This window comes from Stutzerimonas sp., assembly GCF_982611455.1.
Genome location: NZ_CEXBBO010000011.1, coordinates 113,887 through 130,725, shown reverse-complemented (window position 1 = coordinate 130,725; position 16,839 = coordinate 113,887). Strand labels below are relative to the sequence as shown.

Here is a 16,839-nt window from a genome sequence, read left to right as displayed (position 1 = left end):
GAAGCAGCAGCCCTGCGGCCTGCATTCGCCGCGGGTCGCGCCTCCCACAGTGAGGTGATGAGCACCGACTGCTTTCGTGGGAGGCCCGCCTCGGGGCGAAGCGGGGTGGAGCCGATGTGAGGGGTAAGGTCTCGTGTGAGTTCGAAGTTTCAAGCCCGAAGCTGTCAGCCTGCAGCCTACCGGTGAATCAGCCCGCGACCAGTACCCGAATCGCCTCAAGGCGCAGTCCGGCTTTCTCCAACATGGCCAGACCTTCCTCGCGCTGCTTGCGCACGGCTTCGATCTCGCTGTCGCGCACGCTCGGGTTGACGGCTTGCAGCGCGGTCAGGCGCGCCAGTTCTTCTTCGAGGCTGGCTTTCAGCTTGCGCTGGGCTTCCGCGACGCGCTCGATGTGGCGCGGCGCGATCTTGGCTTCGGCATCGGCGATCTGTTTAGCGAGCACATCACGCTGGGCCTGGACGAACTTGTTCGCACTGGCGCGCGGAACGCTTTCCAACTGATCGGTGAGGGTTTCGAATGCGACCTTGGCGGCCAGATCGTTACCGTTGGAATCCAGCAAGCAGCGCAGCGCCAACGGTGGAAGAAAACGGTTGAGCTGCAACGCGCGCGGCGCCACTACTTCGCTGACGAACAGCAACTCCAGTAAGACGGTGCCCGGCTTGAGCGCCTTGTTCTTGATCAGCGCCACCGCGGTGTTGCCCATGGAGCCGGACAGCACCAGGTCCATGCCGCCCTGCACCATGGGGTGTTCCCAGGTGAGGAACTGCATGTCTTCGCGTGCCAATGCTTGCTCGCGGTCGTAGGTGATGGTCACCGCTTCGTCGTCGCCGAGCGGGAAGCTGGCGTCGAGCATCTTCTCGCTGGGGCGCAGGATCAACGCGTTCTCGGAATGGTCTTCGCTGTCGATGCCGAAGGCGTCGAACAGCTCTTCCATATAGATTGGCAGGGCGAACTGATCGTCCTGTTCTTCGATCGCCTCAACCAGCGCCTTGCCCTGTTCGCCGCCGCCGGAATTGAGTTCCAGCAGACGGTCGCGACCGCTGTGCAGCTCGGCTTCGAGGCGCTCGCGCTCGGCGTGGGCTTCCTCGATGAGTTTCTGGAATTCCTCGTCATCACCTTCTTCCAGCTGGCTCAACAGGCGTGGGCCGAACTGGTGCTGCAGAGCGTTGCCGGTGGGGCAGGTATTGAGGAACGCGTTCAACGCTTCGTGATACCACTTGAACAGACGCTCCTGCGGGCTGGTCTCCAGGTAGGGCACGTGCAGCTGGATGACGTGCGCTTGACCGATACGATCGAGGCGCCCGATGCGCTGCTCCAGCAGGTCGGGGTGGGCCGGCAGATCGAACAGCACCAAATGATGGGCAAACTGGAAGTTGCGGCCTTCACTGCCGATTTCCGAGCAGATCAGCACCTGCGCGCCGAACTCTTCGTCAGCGAAGTAGGCGGCGGCCCGGTCGCGCTCGAGGATGCTCATGCCTTCGTGGAACACGGTAGCCGGAATGCCAGAGCGCACGCGCAAGGCGTCTTCCAGATCCAAGGCGGTCTCGGCGTGAGCGCAGATGACCAGCACCTTGAATTTCTTCAGCATCTTCAGGGTGTCGATCAGCCATTCGACGCGCGGATCGAAAGTCCACCAGCGATTCTGTGCATCGGGCACTTCTTGAAGACTCTGGAAGCTGACTTCCGGATACAGCTCGGCGTGTTCGCCCAGCGGCAGTTCCAAATACTCGGCCGGGCAGGGCAGCGGATAAGGATGCAGCTGACGTTCCGGGAAACCGCGCACGGCGGCACGGGTGTTGCGGAACAGCAGGCGGCCGGTGCCGTGACGGTCGAGCAGCTCGCGAATCAGGCGGCTGCTGGCTTCGATGTCGCCATCGGTGGCGGCGGCGAGCAGGGCTTCGCCTTCGGCACCAAGGAAATCGTGAATGGTCTGGTGCGCCTCTTGCGACAGACGGCCCTCATCGAGCAGCTCCTGCACCGCCTGGGCGATCGGGCGGTAGCTGGCACTCTCGGCGCGGAAGGCTTCGAGGTCATGGAAGCGATTCGGGTCGAGCAGGCGCAGGCGGGCGAAATGGCTTTCCTGGCCCAGCTGTTCAGGAGTCGCGGTCAGCAGCAGCACGCCGGGAATAACTTCGGCCAACTGTTCGACCAGCTTGTATTCGGGGCTAGCGTTCTCGGGGTGCCAGACCAGGTGATGCGCTTCGTCGACCACCAGCAGATCCCAGCCGGCAGCGAAAGCCGCATCCTGGGCTCGCTCGTCGTCCTTCAGCCACTCCAGCGAAACCAGTGCGAGCTGGGCGTCTTCGAACGGGTTGCTGGCATCGCTTTCAATGAATCGTTCGTCGTCGAACAACGCGACCTGCAGGTTGAAGCGGCGGCGCATTTCTACCAGCCACTGATGTTGCAGGTTTTCCGGGACGAGGATCAGCACGCGCTTGGCGCGCCCGGAAAGCAGCTGGCGATGGATTACCAGGCCGGCTTCGATGGTCTTACCGAGACCCACTTCGTCCGCCAGCAATACACGAGGGGCCATACGATCGGCGACTTCGCGGGCGATGTGCAGCTGGTGCGCGATGGGTTGCGCACGAACGCCGCCCAGGCCCCACAGCGATGACGTCAGCTGTTTACTCTGGTTTTCCAGGGTGTGATAGCGCAGCCTGAACCAGTTCAGCGGGTCGATCTGGCCGGCGAACAGACGGTCGCTGGCGAGGCGGAACTGGATGAAGTTGGAAAGCTGCGTTTCCGGTAGCGTGCGGGCTTCGTTCTGCGCGGTCAGGCCATGGTAGACCAGCAATCCGTCGACATCGTCGACTTCGCGAACGGTCATCTTCCAGCCTTCGAAGTGCGTGACTTCATCGCCAGGGACGAAGCGCACGCGGGTCAGCGGAGCACTGCGCGCGGCATATTGGCGAGTTTCGCCGGTCGCCGGGTAGAGCACGGTGAGCATCCGTCCGTCGAGCATCAGGACGGTTCCCAGGCCGAGTTCGGCTTCGCTGTCGCTGATCCAGCGTTGCCCCGGTAGATACTGCTGCGCCATGCTGCCTCCCGCTGTGAAAAAAGCGCGCTATGGTAACGGAACACTGCCAAGAGAGCGACGACAGATGCTAACCCGCTTGCAGTGTAGCGCTGCTGCTAAACTCGGTATCAGTTCAGCCGATCAACTGGTGCAGGCCTTGATAGACGCGCCGATCGGGCCGCCTACCGGAGAGTGAAGATGCTGCCAGTTGTCCCACCAGGCACTGTTCAGGTCACAGCCCAGCAGGACGTGGTCAAGCCGCGCCCCGACATCGCGCCGGTCGCGCCAGTACAGCCGAGCGCCAACGAAAGCTCGGTAGACCTCGAGCGCCGCCATCCGCAGGAATCCGAACAGATGCTGCGCGACGAGCAGCGCCGCCGCCAGCGCCGTGGTTACAGCCCGCAGGAACTGGCCGAAGGCGAAACTGCCGAAGAAGATCAGGAGGCCCTCGAAGAACTGCCGCGCCAAGGGCTCTGGGTGGATGTTGAGGTTTGATACGCATCGTGCAGGCGCCGAGATGATCGACTTGCCGCAGGCCAAATTGGACTACCTGCCGCAGTGGGTCGGTGCAGAAGTCGCTGATCGCTGGCTGAACGATCTGATGAGGCAAACGCCCTGGTCGCAACCCCAAATAAAGCTCTACGGCCGTAGCTTCTCGGTGCCGCGGTTGGTCGCCTGGTATGGCGATGCCGATGTGGGCTACCGTTATTCAGGTCTGGTTCATGAACCGTTGTTATGGACGCCGCTACTGGCCGAGATCCGTGAACAGGCGCAGCAGCGGATCGGACAACGGTTGGACGGCGTGCTACTCAATCTTTATCGCGACGGACAAGACGCAATGGGCTGGCACAGCGATGATGAGCCGGAACTCGGCCCGGAACCGCTGGTGGTCTCGCTCAACCTGGGCGCGACGCGGCGCTTCGATTTTCGTCGCAAGGGTGCCAGCCGGATCGAATATTCGATTGAACTCGAACATGGATCGCTGCTGGTCATGAGCGGCCCGACGCAGCATTATTGGCAGCACCAGATCGCCAGGACGCGCAAGGTATCCGAACCGCGTCTCAACCTGACATTTCGCCAGATCATTCGCGAGCCAGCCTTATGAGCAATGAAGTGCAGCTGATCGATTTCAGTGCCGAACGTGAAAAGCGTATCCATGACATCAAGGAAAAGCGCCTTGCCGAGATGCGTCAGGCTTTCGAGCAGGCGCTGCCCCTGACCAAGCCGAAGAACAAAGGCAAGCGCAAACCTAAGAAGCGTTAGTAACGCTTCGCCGCGTTCAACTCCGCGCGCCACCAATCATGCTCAACGACGAGCTGCCCGTTCTGGCATGGTTTCGCGTTTCGGAAAGGTCTTTCGTTTTTATTCGACATCCTGGCTGTGGAGGTGTCTGCGCTTCGCTCACCAGGAGCGCCTGACGGCGCTCCGCGCTCAATCTCAGCCGAAGCTGATTGGCGGCAGCTCTTTCAGTTCAACGGTCTCTTCACGACGCGGCGCCAATACTTCCGCTTCGCCGTCTACCACCTGCTCCTCGTTCTGGTTGAAAACGCGGGTAGCGATGCGCACGCGATTCTTCGGTAATTTCTCGAGAATTTCCAAACGCACGGTGAGGGTGTCGCCAAGCTTCACCGGGCGAGTGAACTTCATTATCTGGCCCAGATAGATGGTGCCCGGCCCTGGCAACGTGCAGGCGACCGCCGCGCTGATCAGCGCGCCGCTGAACATGCCGTGAGCGATGCGCTCCTTGAACGGTGTGCCGGCGGCGAACTCTGCGTCGAGGTGGACCGGGTTGCGATCGCCCGACATGGCAGCGAACAGTTGGATGTCCCGCTCCTCGACGGTTTTTTCGAAGCTTGCAGTCTGACCGACTTCCAGCGCGGAGTAGGGCGTGTTGCTGATGGTAGTCATCAAGTTTCCTCGGGGTAGGCCGGATCGCTGTCGGGACGCTGTCCGACGGTACGATAAGAGAGTTGCGCGAGGCGCGGATGCGAGCGCTGCGGCTGCATTCTAGAGGCATGTCACGGTGTTGTCCCTGATGAAAAGTCACAGCATGACTTGCAAGTCCCACGAGGCGCGTCATGCGTTCGTACTGACGGTGGCGATGGGGGCGAACCGCGATATGGTCGGATGCCTTGTGGCGTCGGAACGCAGTGCCGGTTCCTAATGAAAGATTCACGACAGTGATTTACATCTCACGAGTCTGTTGCACCGTGCCGCCGAACTGCTAAGTTCGCCGCAGCCCACTCTCAGGTAACGAGGCCAATAACAATGCAACCTGACTTCTGGAACGACAAACGTCCCGCCGGTGTGCCCAACGACGTGGACATGGGGGGCTTTCGCTCGGTAGTGGAAGTATTCGAGCGCTCCTGCAAGACCCACGCGAATCGCCCGGCATTCAGCAATATGGGCGTGACGCTCACTTATGCTGATCTGGAACGCTACTCGGCGGCTTTTGCGGCCTGGCTGCAGAATCATACGGACCTGCAACCGGGCGATCGCATCGCGGTGCAAATGCCCAACCTCTTGCAGTATCCGATCGCCGTCTTCGGGGCCCTGCGTGCCGGTCTGATCGTGGTCAATACCAATCCGCTTTATACCGCCCGGGAAATGCGCCACCAGTTCAAGGATTCCGGCGCGCAGGCGCTGGTCTATCTGAATACCTTCGGCAAACTGGTGCAGGAAGTGTTGCCCGACACCAGCATCGAGGTGCTCATCGAAGCGCGCATCGGCGACATGCTGCCGTCGGTCAAGGGGCTTTTGGTCAACGCTGCAGTCAAGCATGTGAAGAAGATGGTACCGGCCTACAGCCTGCCGCAAGCGGTCTCGTTCAAGCATGTACTGCGCGACGGTGGTCACCACAGCCACAAGCCGGTTTCGCTGACACTGGACGATATCGCGGTGTTGCAATACACCGGCGGGACCACCGGCGTGGCCAAGGGCGCCATGCTCAGCCACGGTAACCTGGTCGGCAACATGCAGCAGGTCCACGCCAACATGCAGCAGCTTGACGAGCACGGGCACAGCATCGTCAAGGAAGGTCAGGAAATCATGATCGCGCCGCTGCCGCTGTATCACATCTATGCGTTCACGGTTAATTGCATGTGCATGATGGTGACCGGCAATCACAATGTGCTGATCACCAACCCCCGTGACATTGACGGCTTCGTCAAGGAACTCCAGCGTTGGCAGTTCACTGCCTTCCTCGGCCTGAACACCCTCTTCGTGGCGCTGATGGCGCATCGCGATTTCAACAAGATCGATTTTTCCAGACTGAAGACCACCAACTCAGGCGGTACCGCACTGGTTTCCGCAGTGGCCGACCGCTGGAAGGGCATCACCGGTTGCCCGGTGATCGAAGGGTATGGTCTGACCGAAACGTCTCCGGTGGCCTGTGCCAATCCGCACGGTGCCATGGCGCGCCCAGGCACTGTCGGTCTGCCGGTACCGGGCACGTTGCTCAAAATCATCGACGACGATGGCAACGAGTTGCCCCTCGGTGAACGTGGCGAGCTCTGCGTCAAGGGCCCGCAGGTCATGAAAGGTTATTGGCAGCGTCCAGACGCCACGGCCGAGGTGCTTGATGGCGAGGGCTGGCTGAAAACCGGTGATATTGCCGTGATCGACCCAGACGGTTTTGTGCGTATTGTCGATCGCAAGAAAGACCTGATCATCGTCTCCGGGTTTAACGTCTACCCCAACGAAATCGAAGACGTCGTCATGGCGCATCCCAAAGTCGCCGCCTGCGCCGCGATCGGCGTGTCCGACGACAAATCGGGAGAGGCCGTGAAGCTGTTCGTGGTACGCAGCGACGCCAGCCTGAGCGTTGAAGAACTGCAGGCGTACTGTCGGGAAAACTTCACCGGCTACAAGGTGCCACGGCATTTCGTCTTCCGTGACGCGCTGCCGATGACGCCGGTTGGCAAGATCCTGCGCAGGGAGCTGCGCGATTCGGTCTGACCACGATCTGCCGTAATTTCACATTACGCACCGAGTGACCGGTTTTCTCGTATCGGTCACTTTGTGCCTGTTTATCCCCTGGTTGATACTGTTCGGCCAGTTTCAAAACTGCTAACCTCCAACCGCTTTTTGGCCGGAATTGCGGTACAAAAATTAACAAAACACAACAAAACAGCTGCTAATTGCAGTAAAGCTGTCGCTTAGGAGTGGGGCTTCATGACCGATAACTTCTGGAAGGATAAATATCCTGTCGGGGTCGAGAACGAGATCAATCCCGAGGAGTACCAGAACATCCAGGCTGTGCTCAAACAGTCGTGCGAGCGTTTCGCGGACAAACCGGCCTTCAGCAATCTCGGCAAGACCCTGACCTACGGTGAGCTGTACACCTTATCCGGCGAATTCGCCGTCTACCTTCAGCAACACACCGATCTGCAGCCGGGCGACCGCATCGCGGTACAGCTTCCGAACCTGCTCCAGTACCCCGTCGTCGTATTTGGCGCCATGCGTGCTGGTCTGATCGTGGTCAACACCAACCCGCTGTACACCGCGCGAGAGATGGAACATCAGTTCAACGATTCTGGCGCCAAGGCGCTCGTCTGCCTGGCCAACATGGCCCATCTGGCCGAAGAAGTACTGCCGAAGACCGGCATCCGGCACGTCGTGGTCACCGAAGTAGGCGACATGCTGCCGACCGTCAAGCGCATGCTGGTCAATGCGGTGATCAAGCATGTGAAGAAGATGGTGCCGGCCTACAATTTGCCAAAGGCCATTAAATTCAACGATGCCATGGCGCTCGGCCGGGGCCAGACGGCTCGTGAGGCCAACCCGGCGGGTAATGATATTGCCGTGCTGCAATACACCGGTGGCACCACCGGCGTGGCCAAGGGCGCGATGCTGACCCACCGCAATATCGTCGCGAACATGCTGCAGTGTCGCGCGCTGATGGGGGCCGAGCTGGGTGACGGTTGTGAAACCATGGTCGCGCCGCTGCCGCTGTATCACATTTACGCGTTCACCTTTCACTGCATGACGATGATGCTGATCGGTGCTCACAACGTGCTGATCACCAATCCGCGCGACTTGCCGGCTTTCGTCAAGGATCTGAGCAAGCATCGTTTCACCGGCTTCGTCGGGCTCAACACGCTGTTCGTGGCGCTGTGCAACAACGACGATTTCCGCAAGCTGGACTTCTCGTCATTGAAAGCTACATTCTCCGGCGGCATGGCACTGCAACTGGCAGCAGCCGAGCGCTGGCAGCAAGTGACTGGCTGCTCCATCTGCGAAGGCTTCGGTATGACCGAAACCAGCCCGGTGGTATCGGTCAACCCGTTCGGCGGCATCCAGATCGGCACCATCGGTATCCCGATGCCATCAACGCAGTGCAAGGTCATCGATGACGAAGGCAACGAGTTGTCGATAGGCGCTACCGGCGAGCTGTGCGTAAAGGGCCCGCAGGTCATGAAAGGTTACTGGCAGCGCCAGGAAGCCACCGATGAGGTTCTCAGCGCTGACGGTTGGTTGAAGACCGGCGATATCGGCATCATCCAGGACGACGGTTATATGCGCATCGTCGACCGTAAGAAGGACATGATTCTGGTGTCCGGCTTCAACGTTTATCCCAACGAGTTGGAAGACGTGCTCGCAGCCCTTCCGGGCGTGTTGCAATGCGCGGCGATCGGTGTCCCTGACGAAAAATCCGGCGAAGCGATCAAGCTTTTTGTGGTAGTCAAACCGGGCGAAAGCCTGACGAAGGAACAGGTCATGCAGCACATGCATGACAATGTTACGGGCTACAAGCGGCCCAAGACCGTTGAATTCCGTGACAGCCTGCCGACCACCAATGTCGGCAAGATCCTTCGGCGCGAATTGCGCGACGAAGAGTTGAAGAAGCTCGGCAAAAAATAAGCTGCGGGCTTTCCCTGAGCCCCGCTTCGGCGGGGCTTTGTCGTCTATGGGCGGGACGATGCCAAGAGGGCCTGAAGTTGTGATTGGCTTGTGACCGAAGATGGGTCACTGATGCCCATGCATGCTGGAAGTCCAAGTAGCTATTGGGACTCACCGCACTTTGCAAATCTGCGACAATCCCGGTCTTCACGAAATCGCTTACGGCTGTCCATGACCGACGCAACGCCCGCTATCGACACCCTGCTGAAAAACCTCGACCAGGCGATGTACGCCGACCGCCATCGCTTGCGTCGCCAACTGCATGACCTGCGCAAGAAAGCCGGCGATGCGCCTATCGAAGATGATCGTCTCGGCCAGTGGCTGGCGCGCTTCCAGGCGTCAGCGGCCAAAGTCGAGGCGCGCCGGCAAAGCGTGCCGGCGATGCGCTATGACGATCAGCTGCCGATTGCCGCCAAGCGCGAAGAAATCAAGGAGGCGCTGCGCAAGCATCAGGTATTGGTGATCGCCGGTGAGACGGGCTCGGGCAAGACCACTCAGTTGCCGAAGATCTGCCTTGAAATCGGCCGCGGCGTGCATGGGCTGATCGGCCATACCCAGCCACGTCGGCTAGCGGCGCGCAGTGTCGCGACCCGCGTTGCGGAGGAAATTGGCACTCCGCTGGGTGAGCTGGTTGGCTATCAGGTGCGCTTCGAAGATCAGAGCAAGGAAAGCTCGCTGATCAAGCTGATGACAGACGGCATTTTGCTGGCCGAGACCCAGCACGACCGCTTCCTGGAAAAGTACGACACCATCATCGTCGACGAGGCGCACGAGCGCAGCCTCAACATCGACTTCTTGCTGGGCTACCTGAAAACCCTGCTGCCGCGCCGTCCGGATCTAAAGGTCATCATCACCTCGGCAACCATCGACCTGGAGCGTTTCTCCAAGCATTTCGATGGAGCACCCATTGTCGAGGTCTCGGGTCGTACCTATCCGGTGGAGACCTGGTACCGGCCGCTGTCGGCGGAAGTCGATGAAGACGGCAACCGCGTCGAGGACGACCTCACCGTTGATCAGGGCATCCTCGCCGCGCTGGATGAGATCGACGCCCATGAAAAGAGCATCGGCAAGCGCCCCGGCGATGTGCTGGTGTTTCTGCCCGGTGAGCGTGAAATTCGCGACGCCGCCGAGGTGCTGCGCAAGGCCAATCTGCGCTTTACCGAGGTGCTACCGCTGTATGCACGGTTGACGCCGGCTGAGCAGCAAAAGATTCTCCGTCCCGCTGCTGGCCGCAAGATCGTGCTGGCGACCAACGTTGCGGAAACCTCACTGACCGTGCCTGGCATCCGTTACGTGATCGATTCCGGCACTGCGCGAATCAGCCGCTACAGCTACCGCGCCAAGGTCCAGCGACTGCCGATCGAAGCCGTGTCTCAGGCCAGCGCCAATCAGCGCAAGGGCCGTTGCGGGCGGGTCGAGCCAGGCATCTGCATTCGCCTCTACAGCGAGGAAGATTTCCTCTCTCGGCCGGAATTCACCGATCCGGAAATCCTGCGCACCAACCTGGCCGCCGTTATTTTGCAAATGTTGCACCTGCGGCTTGGCCAGATCGAAGATTTTCCCTTTATCGAGCCGCCGGACGGCAAGGCCATCAGCGATGGCTTCAACCTGTTGCAGGAGCTTTCGGCGGTCAACCGCGAGAATCAGCTGACGCCGCTGGGCCGTCAGCTGGCGCGCCTGCCGATCGATCCGCGACTCGGCCGCATGCTGCTCGAAGCGGCGCAGCTGGGCAGTATGGCCGAGGTGCTGATCGTCGCCAGCGCGCTGTCGGTGCAAGACGTGCGCGAGCGTCCTGCCGATCGTCAGCAGCAGGCCGACCAGGCCCACGCGCAGTGGAAGGATCCGGATTCGGACTTTGCCGCATTGATCAACGTCTGGCGCGGCTTCGAGGAGCAGCGTCAGGCGCTGGGCTCCAATGCCTTGCGCACCTGGTGCCGCAAGAACTTCCTCAATTATCTGCGCCTGCGCGAGTGGCGGGATGCCCATCGTCAGCTGACGTTGATTGTGCGCGAACTGAATCTCGGTAAGCGCAAGGGCGCGGATGGTCCCGGCCAGCCAGCCTCTAACAAGGCCGACGTCCGTAGGGTGGAAGACGGCGAAGCCTCTTCCGCCGAGCGGCCCGCGCTCACCACCGACAAAAAGGTCAACGTCAAGCTCGCCCAGCAAGCCGAAGCCAGCGAGGCCGCGCAGCGCGCCAAGGGCTATGCGGCGGTGCACAAAGCGATCCTTTCCGGCCTGCTCAGTCAGGTCGGCCACAAGACCGAGGAGGGCGACTTTCTCGGCGCGCGGCAGCGGCGTTTCTGGGTGCATCCGTCGAGTGTCATCGGCCGCAAGAAACCCAACTGGATCATGGCCGCCGAACTGGTGGAAACCACCAAGCTGTTCGCGCGCATGGTGGCGAAGATCGAGCCAGACTGGATCGAGCCGCTGGCCAAGCACCTGACCAAGACCAACCATTTCGAGCCGCACTGGGAGAAGAAGCGCGGCCAGGTGGTGGCTTTCGAGCAGGTCACGCTGTACGGCATGATCGTCGTCGCGCGGCGCCCGGTGCATTTCGGTCCCATCGATCCGTCGGCGGCGCGCGAGCTGTTCATCCGCGAAGGCCTGGTGCGTGGCGAGATGCACAGCCGCGCCAAGGCGCTGACCGCCAATCGTGAGCTGCTGGAGCTGTTCGACGAGCTGGAAGCCAAGGCCCGCCGCCGCGACATCATTGCCGACGAAGACACCTTGTTCGCCTACTACGATGCGCGTCTGCCGCAGGACATCTACCAGACGGCCAGTTTCGAGAGTTGGTACAAGCGCGAGAGCGCGAAAGATCCGCAGCTGCTGATCATGCGCGACGAGGACGTGCTTGCCCGCGACGCCAGTGAGGTCACCAGTGCGCAATACCCGGATCAGTTGCGCATCGGCGAGCTGCAACTGCCGTTGGAATATCACTTCGAGCCTAACCATCCGCGTGATGGTGTGACCTTGCGCGTGCCGGCACCGTTGTTGCCGCAGCTGCGCAGTGAACGGCTCGATTGGTTGGTGCCCGGCCTCCTGGAAACCAAGGCCGTGGCGTTGGTGCGCAACCTGCCCAAGGCCATCCGCAAGAACTTCGTGCCGGTGCCGGATTTCGTCAAGGCTGCGCTTTCGAAGGTCAGCTTCGGAGACGGTTCGCTACCCGAGGCGCTGGGCCGCGAACTGCTGCGCATGACCGGCACCCGCGTGTCGGAAGACGCGTGGAGCGAGGCGGCGAACCAGCTCGACAGCCACCTGAAGATGAACATCGAAGTTGTCGATGGTCGCGGCAAGTATCTGGGCGAAGGCCGCGATCTGGCTGAACTCACCGCACGCTTCTCCGAGGCCAGCCAGGCAGCATTGGCACCACCGCAGCAAAAGGCTGAGCAGAAGCCAGTCGAGGCTAAGGCCTTCGCTCAGGTGGCAGAAAAGGCTCAGGCGAAGATGGCCGGATTGTCGATGACCGTCTATCCCGCACTGGTGGAAGAGAGTGGAGTCGTCAAGGAAGGTCGCTTCCCGACCCAGGCCGAAGCCGATTATCAGCACCGCCGCGCCTTGCAGCGGCTCTTGTTGCAGCAACTCAGCGAACCGGCGAAATATCTGCGCAACAAACTTCCGGGCCTCACCGACATGGCGCTGCTCTACCGCGACATGGGCAAAGTGGATGCGTTGGTCGAGGACATCCTGCTCGCCAGCCTCGACAGCTGTATTCTCGATGGTGAAGCTCAACTACCCCGCGATGGCGCTGCACTGGCCGCCCTTGCAGAAAGAAAGCGTGGCGATTGGGCGCCGCACGCCGAACGTCTTGCGCGGCAAGTGCTGGAGATTCTCAAGCTCTGGCATGGCCTGCAGAAGCGCTTCAAAGGCAAGATCGACCTGGCCCAAGCCGTGGCGCTCAACGACATCAAGGCGCAGCTCGGCAACCTCGTCTATCCAGGCTTCGTTCGTGAAACGCCGACCGAATGGCTCAAGGAATATCCACGCTATCTCAAGGCCATCGAGCAACGCTTTGAGAAGATCGGCGCGCAGTTGCAGCGTGACCGTGTCTGGTCCGGCGAACTGGCCGGGTACTGGGAGCAATATCAAACCCGGTCGAAAAAGCACCAGCAGGAAGGCAAACGCGACCCTGAGCTGACCCTCTACCGCTGGATGTTGGAGGAATACCGCGTCTCGCTCTGGGCGCAGCAACTCGGGACCAAGATGCCGACCTCGGACAAGCGGCTGAACAAGCAGTGGAGCCAGGTCGAGCCCTGACAGCAGAGCGTCCTCACGTCGATCTTTTGGAGTCCCGGGGTGCTTATGGAGGCCGGCCTGTCTGCGCACAGCGACTAGCGTCGGCAAGGAACCGCGGCTGGCTTCGTCATTGTGCTGGTCGGTGTAGCGGTCGTCCTCGGCTTCTCTGGCGATCCGCCACGCGCGTCCCTGCGGGGTTCCTCCTAATTCTGGGGGGGCTCTGAGTTTTTTGATTTTCGCAGGATCGCTACCAGCTCCTTTACGCAGCCAGGCAAGGCGTCGAGCTCACGTACCAGCATGCTGCGCTCCCGGATCGCCCAGGGTTCCTTCAGGTGCACCGTGACCAGTTCCATCGTGCGGCGATGACGCTCCGCGGCCGATTCGGGAATGATGCCTATGCCCACACCAGCCTCGATCATCCTGCAGATCGCCTCGTAGCTGGACACTTGAATACGTAACGGTAGCGTGCCGCCGAGCCGTTCAACCTGTGCGCTGACAAAGCTGAAAAGCGTGCTGCCTTCGTGAAGGCCGATATGTTGGTACGCGAGAGTCTGACTCAGCGTGACCTCGGATTCGTTGGCCAGCGGGTGGTTTTTGGGCAGCGCCAGCAGCAGCCGGTCCGTGCTGTAGTGCAGAACCTCTAGTCCGCGGGCCTCCACCGGGCCGGCAATGAACCCCAGATCCGCCGATCCATCGAGTACCCCACGGACGATATCTCGCGATAACCGCTCCTGAAGATCAACGGTAACGCCTGGGTGTTGGGTAAGAAACCCGACGAGCACTTCCGGAAGAAACTCCGTCACAGCCGTTGTGTTGGCAAAGATGCGTATGTGTCCGAAGGAGCCCGTCCCGTACTCGGCGAACTCAGCCTTGACGTAATCCACCTGACGCATGATCAGCCTGGCGTGCTGCAAGAGCTTCGTACCCGCCGGCGTCAACGTGACCCCGCGGGTATCGCGGTAGAGCAACCGTGTGCCGAGCTGATTTTCAAGCGCCTTTATCCTCGCACTGGTCGCGGCGGGCGACAGGTGGGCGCGACGCGCACCCTGCGTCAGGCTGGGTGATTCGGCTACGTGAATAAAGAGGCGCATATCGGCGATTTCGAAATGCATTTCGCTGTTTCTCCTGGCCAAGCGTTGATGGGATTTTGCTCCCCGTCGATGGCAGGCGCACATGAGCGCGTTCTGCGCGGCCGAACACCGGTCTCCGTAATTACAAATTCCCAGAATGCGATTGGGATTGCAAGGTACACCCAACAACAACGCGGTAGGCCAAGGCTTCCCTAGCCATTCCGCTATTCCCAAGCCTGACTTGAGCAAAAAGTTATGGACGTGAATGACAACGAAGAACTCAACGCCATCCGCGAAGGCGTGTGCGCCCTCTGCGCAGAATTTCACGCCGAATGCAGCGCCAATCTAGACCAGCCTGATCCTGCCGTGCGCGGCCGAGCAACTGCTTGAGCGCGCAGCTTCTGAGCGGGTCCGCCCGCAGTTGCGGGACGAAAACGCGGCCACGGTAATAGGGAAAGCCGCGCAGGTGTGACAACACGAATTCATTGATGTGAAGACGACTCGCTCCGGGACATCGTGTCCTTGTTCGATGCGAGTGAAGACACTGTGAGAGAGGTGAGGAATGAGCAATCCCCGCATGAAAATTATCGATTCGGATGTGCACCCGTGGGTGAACGGCGATATCGAAGGACTTAAGCCTTACATGAGCAAGAGCTGGCAAATGCGCTTTGAAGGCAAGCGCGCGATTCTGCCGGACCATCCTCTACGTCCGCCGTTGGCTGGTGCTACGTCGATTCGCCGAGACGCCACGCCGCCGAGCGGTGGTGCTGGCGGTTCCGATCCGTATTTCATGCGTGAGGACCACCTGGATCCGCACGGAATTGAGTATGCGATCCTTTCGTCGATCCAGGCGGGCAAGCTGGTCTCGCTGCCGAATACCGGCGAGGCCGTTACCTTGGCTCGTGCCTTTAACGATTATTTCCGAGACAAGTGGCTCGACGTCGATTCGCGCTATCGCCTGGCGATGTGCGTTGCTGTGCATGATCCGATCGAGGCGGCCAAGGAGATACGGCGTATCGGCGGCGAGGAGGGCATCGTCGCGGTATATATGCCGCTGATCAACGTGCTCATGGGGAATCGCCACTATTACCCCATTTACGAAGCTGCCGAAGAGCTCGGCCTGCCTATCCTGATTCACCCGACCGGCACCGAAGGGGCGTTTCAGACAAGCGTAGCTTTCGCTGGCGGGGTGCCGAGCACTTACATCGAGCGCCATTCCTGCTTCCCCCAGATCGCCATGGGCAACATCGCCAGCCTGCTGTTCGAGGGCGTGTTCGTGCGCTTCCCGAAACTCAAGTTCCTGGCGGCGGAATTCGGCTTCAGCTGGGTCCCGCACATGCTCTGGCGCGTCGACCAGAACTGGAGACAGTTCCGCTGTGAAGTGCCGTGGCTTGAATACGAGCCGAGCCGCTACGTACTTGATCACGTTCGTTTCACGAGTCAACCGCTTGAAGAGCCGGAGAAGGATGAGTACCTGATCCAGATTCTGGAAATGGTCCATGCCGAGCGCACCATTCTGTTCAGCACCGACTATCCGCATTGGGACACTGATTACCCTCAGACAACTTTCCAGCGCCTGCCTCAAGCAATGAAGCAGCGCATTTTCTACGACAACGCAGCCGAGCTGTTTGGATTGAACGCCGCGGTATAAGCCGGCTAAGGAGAAAACCCGTGGAGCACAACGTAGGTCGCCTGGACGATATACCAGATACCGACGCACTGATTGTCGACATTGAAGGAAGGCCAATCGGTGTGTTCAAGCGAGGCGATAAAGTTTACGCCGTCAAGAATCTCTGCCCCCACAAACGAGCGCCTCTAGCGAGGGGGACGGTCGAAGGCACGATGTTGCCCACGGCTTGCGCAGGCGAATTCAACTACGGAATGGAGAACCAGGTAGTTAGGTGCCCGTGGCATGGCTGGGAATTCGATCTGGAGACCGGGAAGTGCCTGTTTGGCGTGAGTGACAGCAAAATCAAAATCTATCCGGTTTCGGTCCGGGAGGGGCAGGTCTACGTTGACGTGTAACAGACCGAATGCTTCCGACGGCCGGCGCCACATGCCCATGGCGCATCAAACATGGCCGATCGTGCCGCCAGCAAGCGCGCCTGTCCCAGGTGGGTTTAACGTCAAATCTGCCTTTATATAAACATCGAGGTGAACGATGAACGAAGAGAAATTTTCCGAGAAGTTTAAAAAAGGGCTGCAAACTCGCCGCGATGTATTAGGCGACGCGTACGTCGATGCGGCGGTCAACAACGCGACTGATTACAACTGGCCGATGCAAGAGTTCGTTACAGAGTACTGCTGGGATGAAATCTGGAACCGCCCTGGGCTCAGCCGCAAGGATCGCTCGATGCTCAACCTGGGCATGATCTCCGCGCTTGGCAGGTCGCAAGAACTGAAGATGCACGTTCGCGGCGCCATCAACAACGGCTGGACTAAAGAAGAACTGCGCGAAGTTTTCCTGCAGGTCGCGGTGTACTGCGGTGTGCCGGCCGCCATCGACAGCTTCCGTACTGCGCAGGAAGTGTTCAACGAAATGGGCATCTGAACCCCTCTTCACTGAAAACATCACCGTTCATGCGACCGGCGCAGGCAGCGTGGGATGGACGATGCGCC

The 16,839-nt window shown here is 60.3% G+C and carries 12 protein-coding genes and 1 pseudogene; 10 read left to right on the top strand and 3 right to left on the bottom strand.

The annotated features are described in order from the left end of the window. Positions 1 to 187 precede the first annotated feature (187 nt). Positions 188 to 3,037 carry an RNA polymerase-associated protein RapA gene (gene rapA, locus AC2LD7_RS09405; RefSeq protein ID WP_484597488.1) on the bottom strand — a complete coding sequence of 950 codons (2,850 nt, stop codon included), beginning with the start codon at positions 3,035 to 3,037 and terminating at the stop codon, positions 188 to 190. 177 nt (positions 3,038 to 3,214) lie between these two features. Here rapA and AC2LD7_RS09400 point away from each other — a divergent pair, with 177 nt between their 5' ends. The 3 genes from AC2LD7_RS09400 to AC2LD7_RS09390 are packed head-to-tail and all read left to right on the top strand — an operon-like array spanning position 3,215 to position 4,279. Then, positions 3,215 to 3,511: an aspartate-semialdehyde dehydrogenase gene (locus tag AC2LD7_RS09400; RefSeq protein ID WP_484597487.1), complete on the top strand. Its 297-nt coding sequence runs from the start codon at positions 3,215 to 3,217 to the stop codon at positions 3,509 to 3,511. Between the two features lie 22 nt (positions 3,512 to 3,533). Next, positions 3,534 to 4,121 carry an alpha-ketoglutarate-dependent dioxygenase AlkB family protein gene (locus AC2LD7_RS09395; protein ID WP_484597486.1) on the top strand — a complete coding sequence of 196 codons (588 nt, stop codon included), beginning with the start codon at positions 3,534 to 3,536 and terminating at the stop codon, positions 4,119 to 4,121. Continuing rightward, positions 4,118 to 4,279, top strand: a complete 162-nt coding sequence (locus AC2LD7_RS09390) for a hypothetical protein (protein WP_484597485.1) — start codon at positions 4,118 to 4,120, stop codon at positions 4,277 to 4,279. The genes AC2LD7_RS09395 and AC2LD7_RS09390 overlap by 4 nt, the downstream gene beginning before the upstream one ends. A 174-nt stretch (positions 4,280 to 4,453) precedes the next feature. On the opposite strand, the gene AC2LD7_RS09385 is transcribed toward AC2LD7_RS09390, so the two are convergent. Beyond that, positions 4,454 to 4,924: a MaoC family dehydratase gene (locus tag AC2LD7_RS09385; protein ID WP_484597484.1), complete on the bottom strand. Its 471-nt coding sequence runs from the start codon at positions 4,922 to 4,924 to the stop codon at positions 4,454 to 4,456. A gap of 360 nt (positions 4,925 to 5,284) precedes the next feature. Between AC2LD7_RS09385 and fadD2 the strand changes: the two genes are divergently transcribed. The 3 genes from fadD2 to hrpA all read left to right on the top strand — a co-directional run bounded on the left by fadD2 (position 5,285) and on the right by hrpA (position 13,171). Beyond that, a complete protein-coding gene (gene fadD2, locus AC2LD7_RS09380; protein WP_484597483.1) occupies positions 5,285 to 6,973 on the top strand; it encodes a long-chain-fatty-acid--CoA ligase FadD2 in 1,689 nt (562 codons plus the stop codon). Between the two features lie 216 nt (positions 6,974 to 7,189). After that, positions 7,190 to 8,878 carry a long-chain-fatty-acid--CoA ligase FadD1 gene (gene fadD1, locus AC2LD7_RS09375; protein WP_484597482.1) on the top strand — a complete coding sequence of 563 codons (1,689 nt, stop codon included), beginning with the start codon at positions 7,190 to 7,192 and terminating at the stop codon, positions 8,876 to 8,878. Between the two features lie 210 nt (positions 8,879 to 9,088). Continuing rightward, positions 9,089 to 13,171, top strand: coding sequence for an ATP-dependent RNA helicase HrpA (gene hrpA / locus AC2LD7_RS09370; protein ID WP_484597481.1), 4,083 nt, complete (start codon positions 9,089 to 9,091; stop codon positions 13,169 to 13,171). A 182-nt stretch (positions 13,172 to 13,353) separates the two neighbouring features. Here the strand turns inward: hrpA and AC2LD7_RS09365 are convergent, their stop codons facing one another. After that, on the bottom strand, positions 13,354 to 14,262 hold the full coding sequence (locus AC2LD7_RS09365) for a LysR family transcriptional regulator (protein ID WP_484597480.1): 909 nt from the start codon (positions 14,260 to 14,262) through the stop codon (positions 13,354 to 13,356). A 213-nt stretch (positions 14,263 to 14,475) separates the two neighbouring features. On the opposite strand from AC2LD7_RS09365, the pseudogene AC2LD7_RS09360 reads away from it, so the two are divergent. The 4 genes and pseudogenes from AC2LD7_RS09360 to AC2LD7_RS09345 all read left to right on the top strand — a co-directional run. Continuing rightward, positions 14,476 to 14,574 (top strand): annotated as a pseudogene (locus tag AC2LD7_RS09360) (hypothetical protein); the annotation flags it as partial. Positions 14,575 to 14,782: 208 nt separating this feature from the next. Further along, entirely contained in the window at positions 14,783 to 15,871 is a 1,089-nt protein-coding gene (locus AC2LD7_RS09355; RefSeq protein WP_484597479.1) for an amidohydrolase family protein, read from the top strand. A gap of 20 nt (positions 15,872 to 15,891) precedes the next feature. Next, positions 15,892 to 16,245, top strand: coding sequence for a Rieske (2Fe-2S) protein (locus AC2LD7_RS09350; protein ID WP_484597478.1), 354 nt, complete (start codon positions 15,892 to 15,894; stop codon positions 16,243 to 16,245). A gap of 136 nt (positions 16,246 to 16,381) precedes the next feature. Beyond that, complete coding sequence (locus AC2LD7_RS09345; protein WP_484597477.1) at positions 16,382 to 16,771, top strand: carboxymuconolactone decarboxylase family protein; 390 nt, start codon at positions 16,382 to 16,384, stop codon at positions 16,769 to 16,771. Positions 16,772 to 16,839 lie beyond the last annotated feature (68 nt).

Coding starts and splice junctions, on each gene's coding strand:
- rapA (WP_484597488.1), bottom strand. CDS start 3,037: ATGGCGCAGCAGTATCTACCGGGGCAACGCTGGATCAGCGACAGCGAA.
- AC2LD7_RS09400 (WP_484597487.1), top strand. CDS start 3,215: ATGCTGCCAGTTGTCCCACCAGGCACTGTTCAGGTCACAGCCCAGCAG.
- AC2LD7_RS09395 (WP_484597486.1), top strand. CDS start 3,534: ATGATCGACTTGCCGCAGGCCAAATTGGACTACCTGCCGCAGTGGGTC.
- AC2LD7_RS09390 (WP_484597485.1), top strand. CDS start 4,118: ATGAGCAATGAAGTGCAGCTGATCGATTTCAGTGCCGAACGTGAAAAG.
- AC2LD7_RS09385 (WP_484597484.1), bottom strand. CDS start 4,924: ATGACTACCATCAGCAACACGCCCTACTCCGCGCTGGAAGTCGGTCAG.
- fadD2 (WP_484597483.1), top strand. CDS start 5,285: ATGCAACCTGACTTCTGGAACGACAAACGTCCCGCCGGTGTGCCCAAC.
- fadD1 (WP_484597482.1), top strand. CDS start 7,190: ATGACCGATAACTTCTGGAAGGATAAATATCCTGTCGGGGTCGAGAAC.
- hrpA (WP_484597481.1), top strand. CDS start 9,089: ATGACCGACGCAACGCCCGCTATCGACACCCTGCTGAAAAACCTCGAC.
- AC2LD7_RS09365 (WP_484597480.1), bottom strand. CDS start 14,262: ATGCATTTCGAAATCGCCGATATGCGCCTCTTTATTCACGTAGCCGAA.
- AC2LD7_RS09355 (WP_484597479.1), top strand. CDS start 14,783: ATGAGCAATCCCCGCATGAAAATTATCGATTCGGATGTGCACCCGTGG.
- AC2LD7_RS09345 (WP_484597477.1), top strand. CDS start 16,382: ATGAACGAAGAGAAATTTTCCGAGAAGTTTAAAAAAGGGCTGCAAACT.